This is a genomic window from Novosphingobium panipatense, assembly GCF_900182875.1.
GTDB classification, from domain to species: Bacteria; Pseudomonadota; Alphaproteobacteria; order Sphingomonadales; family Sphingomonadaceae; genus Novosphingobium; species Novosphingobium panipatense.
On the sequence record NZ_FXUI01000010.1, the window covers coordinates 68,230 to 81,982 of the forward strand.

Here is a 13,753-nt window from a genome sequence, read left to right on the forward strand (position 1 = left end):
ACCCCCGCCCAATTTCCTTGCGTTTTGCCCCCTTCAGGCGTAATGGCCGCGGGTCTGGACAGGCCTTGGCCTGGACGGGCGCCGCGACCGGCATCCGGCCGCCGCGGCAGTTCGGCCCTTTTGGCCCGCCTTTTCGCATGGTGCGGATGGCGGAGAAAAGACCGGCGGACCCAACCGCCTGGCCGGAAAATCGAACGAAGGAATGTCTTAATGGCATCTGTTGCCAATCCGACCCGCGACGATTTCGCGAAAATGCTCGACGAACAGCTCGGCGGTGTCGCCGATGACGGTTTCGAAGGCCGCGTCGTCAAGGGTACCGTCACCGCCATCGAAAACGACAAGGCCGTCATCGACGTCGGCCTGAAGAGCGAAGGCCGCGTGTCGCTGCGCGAATTCGCCCGTGGCGAAGACGATCACGGCCTCAAGGTCGGTGACGAAGTTGAAGTTTATGTCGACCGTGTCGAGAACGCCGACGGCGAAGCCATGCTGTCGCGCGACCGCGCCCGCCGCGAAGCCGCATGGGACAAGCTCGAAAACGAGTTCGGCGAAGGCAAGCGCGTCGAAGGCGTGATCTTCGGCCGCGTCAAGGGCGGCTTCACCGTCGACCTCGACGGCGCCGTTGCGTTCCTCCCCGGCTCGCAGGTCGACATCCGCCCCGTGCGCGACGTCACCCCGCTCATGGACGTGCCGCAGCCCTTCCAGATCCTCAAGATGGACCGTCGCCGTGGCAACATCGTCGTCTCGCGCCGCGCGGTCCTCGAAGAAACCCGCGCCGAACAGCGCAGCGAGCTGATCGACAAGCTGAGCGAAGGCCAGGTCATCGACGGCGTCGTCAAGAACATCACCGACTACGGTGCGTTCGTTGACCTCGGCGGCATCGACGGCCTGCTCCATGTCACCGACATGAGCTACAAGCGCGTCAACCACCCGAGCGAAGTGATCGCCATCGGCGACACCGTGAAGGTCCAGATCATCCGCATCAACAGCGAAACCCAGCGCATCTCGCTCGGCATGAAGCAGCTCGAGAGCGATCCGTGGGAAGGCGCTTCGGTCAAGTACCCGGTCGGCGCGAAGCTGTCGGGCACGGTCACGAACATCACCGAATACGGTGCGTTCGTCGAACTCGAGCCGGGCATCGAAGGCCTCGTGCACGTTTCGGAAATGTCCTGGACCAAGAAGAACGTTCACCCCGGCAAGATCGTCTCGACCTCGCAGGAAGTCGAAGTTGTCGTTCTCGAGGTCGATTCGGACAAGCGCCGCATCTCGCTGGGCCTCAAGCAGGCCCAGCAGAACCCCTGGGAAGCGTTCGCAGAGCGTCACCCGGTTGGTTCGCAGGTCGAAGGCGAAGTCAAGAACGCGACCGAATTCGGTCTGTTCATCGGCCTCGACGGCGACGTGGACGGCATGGTCCATATGTCGGACATCGCGTGGGGCATCTCGGGCGAGGACGCCCTGGCCCTGCACCGCAAGGGCGAGCAGGTTTCTGCCGTGGTTCTCGACGTCGACGTGGAGAAGGAGCGCATCTCGCTCGGCATGAAGCAGCTTGAGCGTGGCGCTCCGGCCGCTGGCGGTGCGTCGGCTGCTGAAGGCAACCTGCGCCGTGGCCAGGTCGTCACCGTCACCGTTCTCGAAGTCCGTGACGGCGGCCTCGAAGTTCAGGCTGGCGACGATGGCGCCACCGGCTTCATCAAGCGTTCGGACCTCGGTCGCGACCGTGACGAGCAGCGTCCGGACCGCTTCCAGGTCGGCCAGAAGCTCGACGCCATGGTCACCGGTTTCGATCGTTCCAAGAAGCCGAACTTCTCGGTCAAGGCCCGCCAGCTGGCCGAAGAGAAGGAAGCCGTGGAACAGTACGGTTCGTCCGACTCGGGCGCGTCGCTCGGCGACATCCTCGGCGAGGCTCTGAAGAACCGCTCGTAAGACCGGTTCCGGCCTCACCGATCGGTGAGACAGTGAAAGGCCCGTCCGGAGCGATCCGGGCGGGCTTTCGCTTTGGGGGAACTCGCCTGCAGCCCCGGCTTTGTTCTTGGGGAGCCTCACCCAAGGACGCCGAGCCATGCACGCGAGCCCCTTCCTCATGTTCCAGGGCGATGCGCAAGACGCGCTGATGCTGTGGAAGCGCGCCTTCGCCAGCGCTCTCGAAGTGACGGAACTCGAACGGCACGGCAGCGGCGAATTCGAAGGCCGGGTGTCTCTCGCGAGCTTCACGCTGGGAGGGACGCAGTGGCGCGTGTTCGACAGTGCCGTCCCGCACGCCTTCACCTTCACCCCGGCCACGTCGATCCTCGTGGACTGCGACGAGGAGGGCCAGCTGCGCCATGCCGCCTCCGTTCTGGGCCAAGGGGGTAAGGTCATCATGCCGCTCAGCGCTAGCGAGTCGGGCCAGCTGTTCACCTGGATCTGCGACATCCACGGGGTCAGCTGGCAGCTCAGACTGCCCTTCCCCGCCGCCGCCTGAGCGACTACATGCGTCCCGCGAGGAGAGGTGCCATATGCTCGAAGTTCATCAGTTCCCCTGCCTTTCGGACAACTATGGCTATCTGCTTCACGATGCGGATAGCCAGGAAACCGTCTGCATCGATACGCCCGACGCCGACGAATACCTGCGCCAGGCGGCAGAGCGGGGCTGGCAGATCACGCAGATCTGGAACACGCACTGGCATCCGGACCACGCCGGCGGCAACCTGGCCATTAAGGCGGTAACCGGCTGCCGGATCACCGCCCCCGCCGCTGACGCGGGCCGGATCGAGGGGGCGGACTGCCTCGTCGGTCAGGGCGACGTCGTGTATCTTGGCGATTGGCGCGCGACGGTGCTGGACGTGGGAGGGCACACCAGCGGCCACATCGCCTACTACCTGCCTGACTCTGGCATGGCGTTCGTGGGGGATGCGGTTTTCGCCCTCGGCTGCGGCAGGATGTTCGAAGGCGATCCGGACCAGTTCTGGACTTCGCTGAAGCGGTTGAAAGCCCTTCCGGCAGAGACGATGCTCTACTGCGCGCACGAATACACGGCGTCGAACGCGCGGTTTGCCCTCCATGCTGATCCGGACAACCGCGAACTTCAGCTTTACGCCGAGGAGATCACGCGCAGGCGAAATAACGGCCTTCCGACCGTCCCCGCCAAGCTGGAGCGCGAGTTGAAGACAAATCCCTTCCTACGCGCTGACGACGCCGACATGCAGCGGCGCTGGGGCTATCCCGGTGATCCCGTCGCCACGTTCGCCGCCTTGCGCCTCGCAAAGGACACGTTCTGATGCGCCTTTCGGCAGTCGCGGCAGGGCTGATCGCCCTTGCCACGCTCGCTTCGGGCACCGTGGCAGCCCAGGCCGCCACGGTAGTGACATCCCCTGCGGCCCTGCCCGCGAAGCACGATACACCGCGTGTGTTTCTGGGCGGCAGCATCGAAATGGGCGCGGCACGCGACTGGCAGGCAGACCTGATCGCCGCCTTGTCGGACGAGCAGGTTACCGTGCTCAACCCCCGTCGCCCGGATTGGGATCCGAATTGGAAGCCGGTGGCATCCGAGCCGAACTTCCGCCAGCAGGTTCAGTGGGAGCTCGCCGCCCTCGAAGGCGCGGACATCATCGTGATGTATCTTGCCCCCGGCACGCAGAGCCCGATCAGCCTTCTGGAGCTCGGCCTGCACGCCCAGAGCGGCAAGATCGTCCTCCTGTGCCCGGAGGGCTTCTGGCGCAAAGGCAACGTGGACATCACCGCCAGGCGCTACGGTATCGAGCAGGTCGCCACGATGGAGAGCCTCGTCAGTGCAGTCCGCGCGCGCCTGAAAACCTGGAAGCGCGGCTGACGTCAGCCGTCAGGAAAGGAGAGCGTGCGGTTCAGCCGCTCCATGACTTCGTCGAGCGGCTCGACCACGGTGACCGAGCGCCCCTCTCCGAACCGGATGCGGGTTCCTTCGGACACCTGTGACACGAACGTGACCTGCGCGGCGTTGACGGCTGTGGCCGTGCGGTCTGCTCCAGTGAACTTCACGAACATGGATCACCTCTCCTTCTTGTCACACAAAGAGTATGACGAGATCGCGCGGTGCGATAGGGGGTAAGGCTCGCCCGGCGCCCCTGGAGCGCGCCACAAGACCTGACGTTTCGGCAACGCTCCGGACACGACCGAGCCATAGAGCACCGGTGCCTGACCATGAAAGAACGCATGAGCTTCCGCCTAGCCATCACCGCCGCTGCCCTGGCCCTCACCGGCTTTGCAGCCGACGCCCGCGCCGCCACGAGCGAGGACGAACAGGCCTGGATCAACCTTACGGCGACGGGCCCGATCTCCGGCGACATCGTCTATTTCGCCGAGTTCCAGCCACGCATCGGAGACGGCCTTTCGCGCGTCGATACGCTGCTCCTTCGCGGCGGCGTGGGAGTCAAGCTTTCGCCTGAGGTGACGCTCTATCAGGGCTACGCGCACGTGATTACCCCTGTCGAGGGCGGCCGCGACGTCAATGAGGAGCGCAGCTTCCAGCAGTTGAACCTGGCGCTCGGCAAGCCGCTCGGTGGCGAGCTTTCCTCCCGCACGCGCCTCGAACAGCGCTGGCGCTCGGACGGCCGCGACGTGGGCTGGCGGCTGCGCGAGATGATCCGCTACGAACACCCGCTGGCGAACACCGAGGACCGCCTGAGCGCCCTCGTTTACGCGGAGGGCTTCGCGGCGCTGAACGATACGGATTGGGGAGCCCGCGGTGGCTTCGATCAGCTTCGCAGCTTCATCGGCGCGGAAGTCGGGCTGTCGGGCTCGTCGACGATGGAAATCGGATACCTGAACCAGACGATCAACCAAACCGGAGGGCGCACCCGAATGAACCACGTGGCCTCCGTCTCGTTGTCTTATCGCCACTGAGACGGCGGTTGGCCGAGGTCGCGCCCTCCCGCTCCTCCAGCGGGAAGGCGCGGCCATTCAGAACGGCAGGTTGTAAAGCCGAACCGCGTTGTCCTGCAGGACCTTCCTGCGCACTTCGGGACTGTGGCCGCCAAGCACGTCCTTAAGATGCTCCTGCACCCCCGGATAGAGTGAAGTCGGGTGAGGGAAGTCGGTTTCGAACATGACGTTGTCGACGCCGATGATCTCCAGCAGGTGCTTGGGGGCGACCTTCTCGAACCAGAAGGTGCAGAAGAAATGATCGCGGAAGTAGTCCCAGGGCTGTTTCTTGAGCACGTCGCGCATGATCGGCAGCATTTCGCGGAACTGATGCTCCAGCGCTTCCACCGCGAAGGGAACCCAGCCTGCACCGCTCTCGATGAGGCCGATCTTGAGGCGGGGGTGACGGTCCAGACGGCCGGAGACCATCCAGTTACCAAGGGTGGCGGCATTGCCGATCGAGAACATCGTCGCGACGACGGACAGCGTCTGCTCGAATTTGAAGCCTTCCCAGGTTAGCGTGTTCGGGTCGATCGCCGCATTCAGGTGGAAGTTGAGCGGCATGCCGGTCGCCTCGCACATCTCGAGGAACGGCGTCCAGTACTCGTGATTGAAGCTGGGCACGCCCACCCGCTCGGGCGTATCGGGCAGCACGAAGCCCTTAAGGCCGATGTCATGGCAGCGCTTCGCCTCGGCTTCCAGGGCCTTTTGGTCCCAGAACGGCAGGTGCGCCATGTTGAAGATGCGCTGGCCTGACGCCTCCTGGAACTCAGCCGAGGCGTCGTTGTAGATCTGCACGATGCGCAGGGCGAGCTCTGGATCGCCGAGGCTCATGAGTGAGCCAGCCTGAGTGACGCCCGAGTTCTGGAAGCAGATCTGCGCGTAAACGCCCATATCGTCCATCGCCTGCAGGCGGGCCTTGAGCTCGTGGCCGCCGGGGTGCGCCTGCTCCAGCTTGGGGAAGGCCAGGCGGCCAAGCAGCTTGTTGTTGTCGGCACGGATGACGTTGCCGCCGAGCGTGCCGAAGTCACGATCGCCCACCAGCCAGCGATCGGTGCCGTTGACCCGCTCGACCCTCGGCATCTTGGCCTTCCACTCTCCGGTGGCGCGGCTGGTGAAGAGGTCCGGCGCCTCAGTGATGTGCGTGTCGGTGTCGACGATCTTGATGCCTTCGAACATCGGGTCGAGGCCGCCCGACTGCGAAGCGTAATCGACTTCGCGGATCACGCCGCCTTCAGTGTACCCTTCAGCCGACCAGTACTTGCGCGCGTTCTGCGCCATTTCCTGGTTGTCAGACTCGGCCATCGCTCAATCTCCCAAAAATCAATGCCTCTCATTTCGCAACCACGTCCGGTTCGCACAATCGCGCAGGGCAACGCCGGGACGATGGTTGCAGCCGAAGCCTCAAGAACGGCGGTATTCTGCGGGTTTCGCCACTGCAGCCGCCTTGCCAGGCATCGGACGTCCGGGCATCCTTTTCGTCTGGGGAGAGAAGCATGCCACAACCGCGAACGCTTGACGACATCCGCGTCGATTACGATGCACCTGACAACGTGCCCAAAGACCGCATCGTCGATCTGTCCTTCGCCAACGGCAGTGTGCCGAACGATCTGGTCGATCCTTACGAGCCGTTCGCCTGGCTGAACGGACCTGAGATTCCGCGCCTGCTCTTCAACCCGCCGGTGCAATATGGGCTGGGGGCGATATCGGGCAACCAGCGCGGCAACTGGGTCGTCTCGCACTATGACGACATTGAGCGCGTCTACACCGACAACGATCATTTCTCGAACGCCGGCACCGCCGAGTTCCAGCGCCTGATCGGGGAGACGTTCAAGTCCATCCCGCTCGCCATCGACCCGCCCGATCACCAGAAATACCGCCTCTACCTGATGCCGCACTTCTCCCCGGCACGGATCACCCGTGACCTTGAGCCGCGCATCCGCCGCATTGTCGTCGAGATGATCGACGCCGTGGCCGACAAGGGCGAAGTGGACATGGCGTGGGACTTCGCCCGCGTCTATCCGGTGCGCATCTTCATGGGCCTGATGGGCTTTCCGGAAAAGATGTTCGAGCAGTTCCTGGACTGGGAGTGGGACATCCTGCACTCCGGCGAACTGCCAAAGATGCAGGCGGCGCTGCGCGGCGTTCTCGATTTCCTGCGCGGCTTCATCGCCGAAAAGGAGCGTGAGCCGGACGAACATCTCGTCTCCGCCATCGTCCACGGCAGGATCGAGGGCCGCGCCCCAACCGAGGACGAGAAGATCGGCATGGTCTGGTTCCTCTGGCTTGGCGGGTTGGACACGGTCGCCGCCACGATCGCCCAGATGTACCGACGCATGGCGCTGCAGCCTGAAATCCAGCAGCAGATCCGGGAGCGGCCTGAACTGATCAACGGCGCGGTCGAGGAATTCCTGCGGACCCAGCCGATCCTCTCGTCCGCGCGGTCGGCGACTCGCGATTTCGAATGGCACGGGATTCACGTGCGAAAGGGCGATTCCTTCCAGTGCCTCAACCCGGCGGGCAACTTCGATCCCACGCGGTTCGACGATCCACGGACCTTCAACCCCGAGCGCAAGGCCAACCGCCACTTCACCTTCGTGGGCGGCGTACACATCTGCCTTGGTGCGCATCTGGCGCGGCGGGAACTGCGGGTGCTTCTGGAGGAGTGGTTCCAGCGCATCCCGGAATTCCGCGTCAAGCCGGGAGCTGACACCACGGTGTTCCCGGGGCTGCTCTCGATCCGCAACCTGCCGCTCGTCTGGGACGTCCCCGTCTCCACGCCCTAATCAGGCCTCCCGCGCCGCGTCGGCCTCGGGAGCATCAGTCCAGGTGGTAGTTCGGCAGGCCGTCAAGGGCGTGACGCAGCGCCTCGCTCCAGCTGGTCGAGACGGAGCGGAAGTACGGGTCCGCCTCGTCGATCCGGCGTTCGTGAAGAGGGGCGAACTTGTCCCGCTCGATCACCAGAAGATCGAGCGGCAGTCCCACGGACAGGTTTGCCTTCAGCGTCGAATCGAACGAAACGGTCAGCAGCTTGATCGCGCTTTCGAAGCTCATGGTGCGGTCATAGCCGCGGATGAGGATCGGCCGGCCGTACTTGGTCTCCCCGATCTGAAAGAACGGCGTATCGAAGCTGGCTTCGATGAAGTTACCTTCCGGGTAGATCAGGAAGAGCCGCGGTTCCATGCCCTTGATCTGCCCGGCCACGATCATGGACGCGCTGAAGGTTCCCGCCGCGCGTTGGCCATTGTCCGAGGCGCGTTCCGAAATGATGTCCTGCAGCAGGTTGCCGACGATGGAGGCCACCCGAAACATCGTAGGCGCCTCCAGAAGGGAGTTATGTCGCTCCGACGGCGCCTTGTTCCGGTCTTCCAACTGGCTGATGACAGACTGCGTGGTGGCGAGATTGCCAGCGCTCATCACGGTGATGATCCGCTCGCCGGGGACCTCCCAGTGATACATCTTGCGAAAGGTTGAGATGTTGTCGACGCCCGAGTTCGTTCGAGTGTCGCTCATGAGGACAAGCCCCCGATCAAGCATCATGCCGACGCAATAAGTCATTTCTACCTTCTGAACCCTACGCGACCCGTTCCCACGCCCCCACGACGCGGGGCGGCCCTTTTCAGCCGCCTTGCACCTGCTGCTGCCCATCCGAGGTGGATTGCTGCTGCTGCTGTCCTACCTGATTCTCACCTACCGTTAAATGAACGTGCAGGCGGGTTTCCCCCGCTCCCCGCGTTATGCCGGTGATCGGGGCGGCTTCGGAATAGTCGCAGCCGCTGGCGACGCGCACGTAGCGCTCATCGGGACAGATGGCGTTCGATATATCGAAACCCACCCAGCCCAGACCCGGGACATGGGCTTCGGCCCAGCCGTGTCCGGCCTCCTGCTCCACCCTGTCGTCCATACGCAGGTATCCGCCGACGTAGCGCATCGGGATATCGATCAGGCGCCCTGCCGCCAGAAATATATGCGCGTGATCCTGGCACACGCCCTTCCCCGCCGACAGCGCCTGCTCCGCCGTGGTCTGCGCGTCCGTCGTGCCGGGGACGTATTCCACCTGCTCCCCGATGACGCGCGACAGGGTGTGCAGGTAACTGAGCACATTGGTCCGATCCGCCTCTATGCCTGCCAGCAGCTGCCGCACCTTCGGCCCGGGCTTCGTAAGGGGCGTCGGCCGCAGGAAGCACCAGAGCGGCATCAGACCCGTGTTGGCTCCGATCACCCCGTGGTTGTCAACGGTGCGCACCGTCCCTTCACAGGTGACCACCACTTCGGGACTGCCGGGATCAATGGAGACAAGATCGACGTGGTTGTGGTGCTGGTCTTCGTATGATGCCTGCGGTGTGGCGCCGGTGATATCCATCCGCCACTCGATCACGTCCTGGCCATGAGTGGACTTCGGCTTCAGCCGCAGCCGCTGCAGGCCGTGGGTCACCTTGTCAGCGAAGACGTAGCGCGTGGTGTGTTTGATGGTCAGGAGCACGTCGACCCCTCCTATTCGATGAACCGGTAATCAGCGGCGATGGCGCTGCTGAGTTCGACGGTCTTGCCAATGAACTCCTGCAGGAATTCGTGCAGGCCAGCGTCGAAGATCGTGTCGATGGTAGTCTGGTGCAGCTTCGCGCGCGAATCGCGCAGCAGGGCATGTGCTGGCCCTTCGCGGCCGTATTCCTTGGCCAGCCCGGCCATGTTGCTGCCGATCTTTTCATAGCAGAACACCAGGCTGCGCGGGAACTGCTCGTCCAGGATCAGGAACCGGGCGATGCCGCGCGGGTCCATGGCGCCCGCGTTCAGCCAGGAGTAGGCGCGATTGCCCGCGACCGAGCGCAGCAGCGTGTCCCACTGCACATTGTCGAGGCTTGACCCCACCCAGGCTGCGGACGGCAGCAGCACGTAGTACTTCACGTCAAGGATGCGCGCGGTGCTGTCTGCACGCTCTATGAAGGTACCAATGCGCGAGAAGTTGAAGACCTCGTTGCGCAGCATCGTTCCCTCAAGCGCGCCGCGCACCAGCGTTCCGGTGCGGCGGATCTGCATCAGGACTTCACCCAGGCTGGTTTCGCGCACCGGACGCGAAAGCAGGTCGCGCAAGCACATCCAGCCCTCGTTCGTGGTTTCCCACACGGCGTTGGTCAGGCTGGTGCGGACGAGGCGCGCGTTGGTGCGGGCATTCTCCACCATCGACAGGACGGACGCCGGATTGCTCTTTTCCCGCAGCAGGAAATTGAATACCTGCGGGCCGGTGAAGGTGTTGTGAAGGGCGCAATAGCTCTCGAGCTGGCCGGTCGTGATGAGAACCGACTTCCACTCCTCGTCCTGCGACTGCCGGCTTCCGCGTGTGAGGGCGAGGTGAAAGCCCACATCGATCAGACGCGCGGTATTCTCCGCCCGCTCCAGGTAGCGGCTCATCCAGTAAACGCCGTTCGCGGCACGCCCCAGCATCAGAAATCGCCTCCGGTCACTCGTCCAGCACCCAGGTGTCCTTCGTCCCGCCTCCCTGCGACGAATTGACCACCAGCGATCCTTTCTTGAGCGCCACACGGGTAAGCCCGCCGGGTGTGATATCGACACCCTCGGGAGAGACGAGGACGAAGGGGCGAAGATCGACGTGTCGCGGCGCCAGCCCTTCCCGGGCGAAGATCGGCACCGTGGAGAGGGAGAGCGTTGGCTGGGCGATATAGTTCCCGGGCTTGGTGCGCAGCTTCGCCTCGAAGTCGGAAAGTTCCTTCTTCGAAGACGTGGGCCCAATGAGCATCCCGTAGCCGCCCGAGCCGTGCACCTCCTTGACGACGAGATCGGAAAGATTGTCGAGCACGTAGCCCAACGAATCCGCTTCCGAACACCGCCACGTCGGCACGTTCTGGAGGATCGGTTTTTCGCCGGTGTAGAACTCCACGATCTCCGGCATGTAACTGTAGATCGCCTTGTCGTCGGCAATGCCGGTTCCGGGCGCATTGGCGATGGTCACCCCGCCGGCGCGGTACACATCGAAGATGCCGGCCACGCCCAGCACCGAATTCGGATTGAACGTCAGGGGGTCGAGGTAATCGTCGTCCACCCTGCGATACAGGACGTCGATCGCCTTGTATCCGGTGGTCGTGCGCATGCAGACACGGCCATCCATGACCCGCAGGTCGCTGCCTTCCACCAGCTCCGCGCCCATCTGGTCGGCCAGAAACGCGTGCTCGAAGTAGGCGGAGTTGTAGATGCCAGGCGTCAGAACCGCAACGACGGGCCCTTTGTCCCCCTTCCACCCGGGCGGTGCGCAGGCCCGCAAGGACCGCACCAGCCGGCGGGGGTAGTCGGACACCGGCCGCACCGGGATGCGCGTGAACAGTTCCGGGAACATCGCCATCATCGTCTCCCGGTTCTCGAGCATGTACGAGACGCCGGACGGCGTGCGGGCGTTGTCTTCCAGCACCATGAAGTCGTCTGCCCCGGTGCGGACAAGGTCAATACCCACGATGTGCGTGTAAACACCGCCGGGCGGGGTGAAGCCGATCATCTGCGACAGGAACGCTTCGTTGTTGCGCAGCGCTTCCACTGGCAGGCGGCCCGACCGGATGATCTCCTGCCGATGGTACAGATCATGGAGAAACGCGTTGAGCGCACTCACGCGCTGCTCGATCCCCCGTGTCAGCTTGCGCCATTCCGGAGCGGTGATGATGCGGGGAATCATGTCGAACGGGATCAGCCGTTCTTCACCCGCATCCTCGCCATAGACGTTGAAGGTGATGCCGATGCGGCGGAAGAAGCGTTCGGCCTCGGCGTCCTGGCGACGCAGCCACTCCGTATCCTGCCCGTCGAACCACTGGCGAAAGTTCGCGTAAGCCGGCCGAACAGAGCCGTCCGCAGCAAGCATCTCATCGAACTTCGTTCCGCTTTCGGCCGCCATCGTGTCTCCGCTGTTGCACGGGTTGTGCAACAGTGATGACAGCTTGCCAAGAACTTCTGCTGCACCCGCGAAGATTATTCCGCGACAGCGGCAGCGGCATGATCCGCCGTTTCCGGACGGAGCAGGCCCCGCGCAGCAAGATCGGCACGCAACGCCTCGGCGTCGTGGAAGTGGTGCACCTGCCACCCAAGAGCGCGGGCACTCGCGATGTTGGCCGCGTTGTCATCGATGAAGAGCATGGCTGCGGGCGCATGGCCGAAGCGGCGGCACGCAAGATCGAAAATGCGAGGGTCCGGCTTGGCGATCTTCTCGTCGCCCGAGACGACGATGTCCCGGAAAAGGTCGAACAGCGATTCCCCGGCACGATAGCCATGCCAGAACGGGCTTGCGAAGTTGGTGATGGCGAAAAGCGGCACGCCGTTGCCGGCCAGCTCGCGCACGATTTCGTGACTGCCCGGGATGTTGCCGGGAATCGTCTCTGCAAAGCGCGTTGCGTAAGCGTCGAGCAAGGCGTCGTGGCCGGGGAACTCGGCCTTGCGGGCGGCCACCATCTCCGCAAGCTCGCGCCCGGCGTCATGCTCGAAATGCCAGTCCTGGGTCACCACGTTTGCCAGGAACCAGTCGAGCCGCTCCTCATCGTCGATGAGCTTTGCGAAGAGCAGGCGCATGTCCCACTCGATCAGGACCTTGCCGACATCGAAGACGACAGCCTCGACGGGCGGATGAACTGGGTGGATCGCAGACATGACAAGGCCCCCGCGGATGGCGGGGGCCTCATACACGTGACGAAACCGTCCGCCCTGTAGTCGCCCGCCCTGGAAGGCGGGCTTCAGGATCAGCCCTGGCGGGCCTTGAACCGGCGATTGGTCTTGTTGATGACGTAGGTACGGCCGCGACGACGGATCACGCGGTTGTCCCGGTGACGGTCCTTGAGCGACTTCAGGCTGTTGCGAATCTTCATGGTCTATCTCGTCCGTGTCGTCTTGGCGGTTACCGACCGCCGGAAATTCGAAGTCGGGCCGTTAGTGGGAGCGCCGGATAAAGTCAAGCGGCAGCCGGCGTTGCAGGGTCCGCCCCGCTGCCTTATCTCTCATTCATCTCCGGGCAAGCTGACGCCTACATAAAGCGGCTTGGTCGCGCCACGCCACCGGAATTCGGACCTTTATCTTCATGAAAACGCTTAAAGGCGCAGCAATCGCCGCCGGTCTCGCCGCCATGCTTCCCGCCATCCCGGCTCAGGCGCAGTGGGGTCCCGGCTGGGGCTCCACGCGCGGCGGCACCTGGGGACGGTCCGGCTGGAACGACCCGCTGCGCGATTCGCAGCGCATGTCCGGGCCCGCAGCCAGCCGCAACGGGGACAGCCGCGAAGGCAAGGTCGAGGTCACCCGCTTCGTCAGTCCGGACCCGGCAGCCGCCGGCCTCGGCAAGGGGCCTGTGTCAGTCCAATCCGAATCGGGTGACGGCGGCCTTGTCGAGGCGAGTCTGCGCCGGACATACGAAGCCGCCGTCATCGACGCGCTTGTCGGCGCGGGCTACGACACGCTTCACCCGGACGTTGCCCAGCCGCAGATCGCCAAGCTGCGCATATCCCGGCAGGTCCTGACCCCCGCTGAGGAAGAACATCGCCCCGTCAGCGGCGTGGCCGCCATGGAAGTGGGCACTCATGGCCAGTCCTACGGCCTCGGAATAAACGTCGATCTGTCCAAGCCGCGCTCCGCCCTCGTCTCCACCCGCCTCGATACGCAGATCATCGACCGTGAGACCGGCAAGGTCCTGTGGGAGGCTTACGCGACGATCGCCACGCGCGAAGGTGACGGCAAATGGCCCGACGGCATGATCGCCACCAAGCTGGCCAACGCCCTTTTCAACGAGTTCCCCAAGGCGGATGTCCTCGCCCCCTCGGGCAAGGGCCGTGCCAGCTGAGGCGAAACCGCAGGCCCTTTTTGCCGGGCGGGCGAAACCGTGCCCGGTCCTGGCTTGTTTATG

At 64.1% G+C, this 13,753-nt stretch carries 15 protein-coding genes; 7 read left to right on the forward strand and 8 right to left on the reverse strand.

The features are described 5' to 3' along the window. Positions 1-210: 210 nt before the first annotated feature. From rpsA to QOL62_RS14420, 4 genes are all read left to right on the forward strand, one after another. Positions 211-1,920: a 30S ribosomal protein S1 gene (rpsA, locus tag QOL62_RS14405; protein ID WP_103730088.1), complete on the forward strand. Its 1,710-nt coding sequence runs from the start codon at positions 211-213 to the stop codon at positions 1,918-1,920. A 136-nt stretch (positions 1,921-2,056) separates the two neighbouring features. Continuing rightward, positions 2,057-2,458 carry a VOC family protein gene (locus QOL62_RS14410; RefSeq protein WP_283406771.1) on the forward strand — a complete coding sequence of 134 codons (402 nt, stop codon included), beginning with the start codon at positions 2,057-2,059 and terminating at the stop codon, positions 2,456-2,458. Positions 2,459-2,492: 34 nt separating this feature from the next. After that, positions 2,493-3,254: a hydroxyacylglutathione hydrolase gene (gloB, locus tag QOL62_RS14415; protein ID WP_283406772.1), complete on the forward strand. Its 762-nt coding sequence runs from the start codon at positions 2,493-2,495 to the stop codon at positions 3,252-3,254. Beyond that, on the forward strand, positions 3,254-3,805 hold the full coding sequence (locus QOL62_RS14420) for a nucleoside 2-deoxyribosyltransferase domain-containing protein (protein ID WP_283406773.1): 552 nt from the start codon (positions 3,254-3,256) through the stop codon (positions 3,803-3,805). Before gloB ends, QOL62_RS14420 begins: the two co-directional genes overlap by 1 nt. A gap of 2 nt (positions 3,806-3,807) precedes the next feature. Here QOL62_RS14420 and QOL62_RS14425 read toward each other — a convergent pair whose 3' ends face one another. Continuing rightward, entirely contained in the window at positions 3,808-3,996 is a 189-nt protein-coding gene (locus tag QOL62_RS14425) for a hypothetical protein (RefSeq protein WP_103730084.1), read from the reverse strand. Positions 3,997-4,164: 168 nt separating this feature from the next. On the opposite strand from QOL62_RS14425, the gene QOL62_RS14430 reads away from it, so the two are divergent. Beyond that, the gene (locus QOL62_RS14430; protein ID WP_283406774.1) at positions 4,165-4,854 is read left to right on the forward strand and encodes a DUF2490 domain-containing protein; all 690 of its coding nucleotides are present in this window, start codon (positions 4,165-4,167) and stop codon (positions 4,852-4,854) included. A gap of 57 nt (positions 4,855-4,911) precedes the next feature. Here the strand turns inward: QOL62_RS14430 and QOL62_RS14435 are convergent, their stop codons facing one another. Next, entirely contained in the window at positions 4,912-6,177 is a 1,266-nt protein-coding gene (locus tag QOL62_RS14435; RefSeq protein WP_103730082.1) for an amidohydrolase family protein, read from the reverse strand. A 191-nt stretch (positions 6,178-6,368) separates the two neighbouring features. Here QOL62_RS14435 and QOL62_RS14440 point away from each other — a divergent pair, with 191 nt between their 5' ends. Further along, complete coding sequence (locus QOL62_RS14440; RefSeq protein WP_283406775.1) at positions 6,369-7,658, forward strand: cytochrome P450; 1,290 nt, start codon at positions 6,369-6,371, stop codon at positions 7,656-7,658. A gap of 34 nt (positions 7,659-7,692) precedes the next feature. Here QOL62_RS14440 and QOL62_RS14445 read toward each other — a convergent pair whose 3' ends face one another. From QOL62_RS14445 to ykgO, 6 genes are all read right to left on the reverse strand, one after another. Continuing rightward, entirely contained in the window at positions 7,693-8,430 is a 738-nt protein-coding gene (locus QOL62_RS14445; protein ID WP_103730080.1) for a proteasome-type protease, read from the reverse strand. A gap of 61 nt (positions 8,431-8,491) precedes the next feature. Then, complete coding sequence (locus QOL62_RS14450) at positions 8,492-9,355, reverse strand: transglutaminase family protein (RefSeq protein WP_283406776.1); 864 nt, start codon at positions 9,353-9,355, stop codon at positions 8,492-8,494. A gap of 11 nt (positions 9,356-9,366) precedes the next feature. Next, the gene (locus QOL62_RS14455; RefSeq protein ID WP_103730078.1) at positions 9,367-10,314 is read right to left on the reverse strand and encodes an alpha-E domain-containing protein; all 948 of its coding nucleotides are present in this window, start codon (positions 10,312-10,314) and stop codon (positions 9,367-9,369) included. A 16-nt stretch (positions 10,315-10,330) separates the two neighbouring features. Further along, entirely contained in the window at positions 10,331-11,767 is a 1,437-nt protein-coding gene (locus tag QOL62_RS14460) for a circularly permuted type 2 ATP-grasp protein (protein ID WP_103730077.1), read from the reverse strand. A gap of 74 nt (positions 11,768-11,841) precedes the next feature. Beyond that, a complete protein-coding gene (locus QOL62_RS14465; protein WP_283406777.1) occupies positions 11,842-12,513 on the reverse strand; it encodes an HAD family hydrolase in 672 nt (223 codons plus the stop codon). A gap of 89 nt (positions 12,514-12,602) precedes the next feature. Then, positions 12,603-12,728: a type B 50S ribosomal protein L36 gene (gene ykgO / locus QOL62_RS14470; protein ID WP_003046794.1), complete on the reverse strand. Its 126-nt coding sequence runs from the start codon at positions 12,726-12,728 to the stop codon at positions 12,603-12,605. Between the two features lie 209 nt (positions 12,729-12,937). On the opposite strand from ykgO, the gene QOL62_RS14475 reads away from it, so the two are divergent. Further along, positions 12,938-13,690, forward strand: a complete 753-nt coding sequence (locus tag QOL62_RS14475; protein WP_283406778.1) for a DUF4136 domain-containing protein — start codon at positions 12,938-12,940, stop codon at positions 13,688-13,690. Positions 13,691-13,753 lie beyond the last annotated feature (63 nt).

Excerpts from the sequence above, each read along its gene's own strand:
- rpsA (WP_103730088.1), top strand. The coding sequence starts at position 211 with ATGGCATCTGTTGCCAATCCGACCCGCGACGATTTCGCGAAAATGCTC.
- QOL62_RS14410 (WP_283406771.1), top strand. The coding sequence starts at position 2,057 with ATGCACGCGAGCCCCTTCCTCATGTTCCAGGGCGATGCGCAAGACGCG.
- gloB (WP_283406772.1), top strand. The coding sequence starts at position 2,493 with ATGCTCGAAGTTCATCAGTTCCCCTGCCTTTCGGACAACTATGGCTAT.
- QOL62_RS14420 (WP_283406773.1), top strand. The coding sequence starts at position 3,254 with ATGCGCCTTTCGGCAGTCGCGGCAGGGCTGATCGCCCTTGCCACGCTC.
- QOL62_RS14425 (WP_103730084.1), bottom strand. The coding sequence starts at position 3,996 with ATGTTCGTGAAGTTCACTGGAGCAGACCGCACGGCCACAGCCGTCAAC.
- QOL62_RS14430 (WP_283406774.1), top strand. The coding sequence starts at position 4,165 with ATGAGCTTCCGCCTAGCCATCACCGCCGCTGCCCTGGCCCTCACCGGC.
- QOL62_RS14435 (WP_103730082.1), bottom strand. The coding sequence starts at position 6,177 with ATGGCCGAGTCTGACAACCAGGAAATGGCGCAGAACGCGCGCAAGTAC.
- QOL62_RS14440 (WP_283406775.1), top strand. The coding sequence starts at position 6,369 with ATGCCACAACCGCGAACGCTTGACGACATCCGCGTCGATTACGATGCA.
- QOL62_RS14445 (WP_103730080.1), bottom strand. The coding sequence starts at position 8,430 with ATGACTTATTGCGTCGGCATGATGCTTGATCGGGGGCTTGTCCTCATG.
- QOL62_RS14455 (WP_103730078.1), bottom strand. The coding sequence starts at position 10,314 with ATGCTGGGGCGTGCCGCGAACGGCGTTTACTGGATGAGCCGCTACCTG.
- QOL62_RS14460 (WP_103730077.1), bottom strand. The coding sequence starts at position 11,767 with ATGGCGGCCGAAAGCGGAACGAAGTTCGATGAGATGCTTGCTGCGGAC.
- QOL62_RS14465 (WP_283406777.1), bottom strand. The coding sequence starts at position 12,513 with ATGTCTGCGATCCACCCAGTTCATCCGCCCGTCGAGGCTGTCGTCTTC.
- ykgO (WP_003046794.1), bottom strand. The coding sequence starts at position 12,728 with ATGAAGATTCGCAACAGCCTGAAGTCGCTCAAGGACCGTCACCGGGAC.
- QOL62_RS14475 (WP_283406778.1), top strand. The coding sequence starts at position 12,938 with ATGAAAACGCTTAAAGGCGCAGCAATCGCCGCCGGTCTCGCCGCCATG.